Source organism: Desulfosporosinus sp. Tol-M2 (assembly GCF_059735615.1).
On sequence record NZ_JCAIJG010000054.1, the window covers coordinates 1 to 1,778 of the forward strand.

2 protein-coding genes are annotated in these 1,778 nt (G+C 47.7%); both read left to right on the forward strand.

The genetic code is table 11. The features are described 5' to 3' along the window. Nucleotides 1-114: 114 nt before the first annotated feature. Nucleotides 115-1,089 (forward strand): type II secretion system F family protein, encoded by a 975-nt coding sequence (locus tag AC6I5A_RS03705; protein WP_497900470.1) that lies wholly within the window; start codon nucleotides 115-117, stop codon nucleotides 1,087-1,089. A 5-nt stretch (nucleotides 1,090-1,094) separates the two neighbouring features. Next, nucleotides 1,095-1,778: type II secretion system F family protein (locus tag AC6I5A_RS03710; protein WP_497900471.1), on the forward strand; the 684-nt coding region annotated here is incomplete at its 3' end.

The following is a 1,778-nucleotide window of genomic DNA, read 5'->3' on the forward strand; positions in this document are numbered from 1 at the left end:
TCTTTAAGCAGACTGGGGTGGATCTGACCGGAAAGCTCAAGGGGAACTTTGTGGCGACGGGGATACGCCCGAATTTCCTGGCTAAAATATCCGGCAGAGGGATTCTGATAAAGGATGACTGGTTTACGAATTGAGGTGGTTTTGATGACAGTCCTGATTGCCCTAACCGGGGCAATATGTGTCTATGCATTGATTAGAATGCTTCTACCTGTCTCAGGCAGAGAAATCGTTATGGCCAGGTACTCAAAATATCTGGCAACCGACAGCATGGAAGATATTCATGATCAAGTCTTGAAAGAAAGAGCTGAAAAGAAGAAAAGGTTTAAAAAGACCAAAATAGAATTTATCAGTTCGGAATTTGCTGATGGTATTGCTAGTTCCGGTATCAAGCTTACGCCTGCTGAATTTCTGTATGCCTGGATTGCGGTTAGCTTTATTCCCATATTTTTATTGGCAGTGATCAAGGGGCATATCCTTTCGGTGATCGCGGTCGGCATGATCGGACTGGCAATTCCCCCGTTTTTATTGAAAAGGGCTATAAAAAAAAGGAAAGAACTGTTTACCAAGCAGTTAGGAGAGGCTCTGGTGATCATCGGGAATAGTTTAAAAGGGGGATTTTCCTTTCAGCAGGCCATGGTTAGTGTGGCCTCGGAAATGGGCCCTCCCCTTTGTGATGAATTTACCAAGACTGTGCGGGAAATCAACTATGGTCTGCCCATGGAAGAAGCCCTTCGGCATATGGCGGAGCGGGCGAAAAATCCGGACCTGGACCTATTTGTATCGGCAGTCTTAACATCGGCCCGGGTGGGAAGCAACCTGACGGAGATCCTGAGTACCATCTCCGGTACCATCAAGGACAGGATCCGCATTAAGCAGGAGGTAAAAGTGCTTACCGCCTCAGGACGGATGTCTGGCATCATCATCGGACTGCTGCCGGTATTTTTGATCCTGATCCTGATGCTGATCAATCCGGGCTATTTCGGTTCCTTCTTCGAAACTGGGATTGGCAAGGTCATGGTCGGCGTTGCTGTGCTAATGGAAGTAATCGGCTTTTTTAGTATCTCGAAAATCACTGATCTTCAGTATTGAGGTGTATGATGGAAATATTTATGGCGATTACCTTGGGCTTTTTGGTCTTTAGTCTTCTTCTGGTTCGATTTGCACCGGGTGCTCTTCAAAATGATGAGATTAAACAGCGGGTCATAATCATTACCAATAGTGCCAAACGGGTGAATGTGCTGGATGAAGAGATGAATAAGCCCTTGTCGGAACGCGTTATTAAACCATTGGTTAACAGCTTGATCCTGCTAATCAAAAATTTCCTTCCGGAAAAGAGCAGCCAAAAGGGTGTAGGTTATCAGAAAACGGACAAGCTTAAAAAGCAGCTTCGCCAGGCGGGGATTCATTTGGATAGAAGTGAATACCAGGCGGTACAGATCCTGGTAGCGGCGACTGGAGCTATATTGCTGGGCATCTTCGCCCTGGTCCTGAGCTTCCGTATCCATATCAGCTTAATTGCTGCGTTGGTGGGCGCCTATGCCGGGTACGTTGGACTTAGGTTCAACCTGACCAAAAGGATCTCTAATAGGCATGAGTCCATGCAGCGGCAGCTTCCCGAAGTATTGGATATGTTAAGCGTTAGCGTGGAAGCGGGCTTGGGCCTGGAGCAGGCCATGTTGCAGGTAATCGATCACTTTCAGGGCCCCCTGGTGGATGAACTGAGCATCGCGTATAGGGAGATGACGATGGGCAGGACCCGCAGGGAAGCCTTGTTGGAC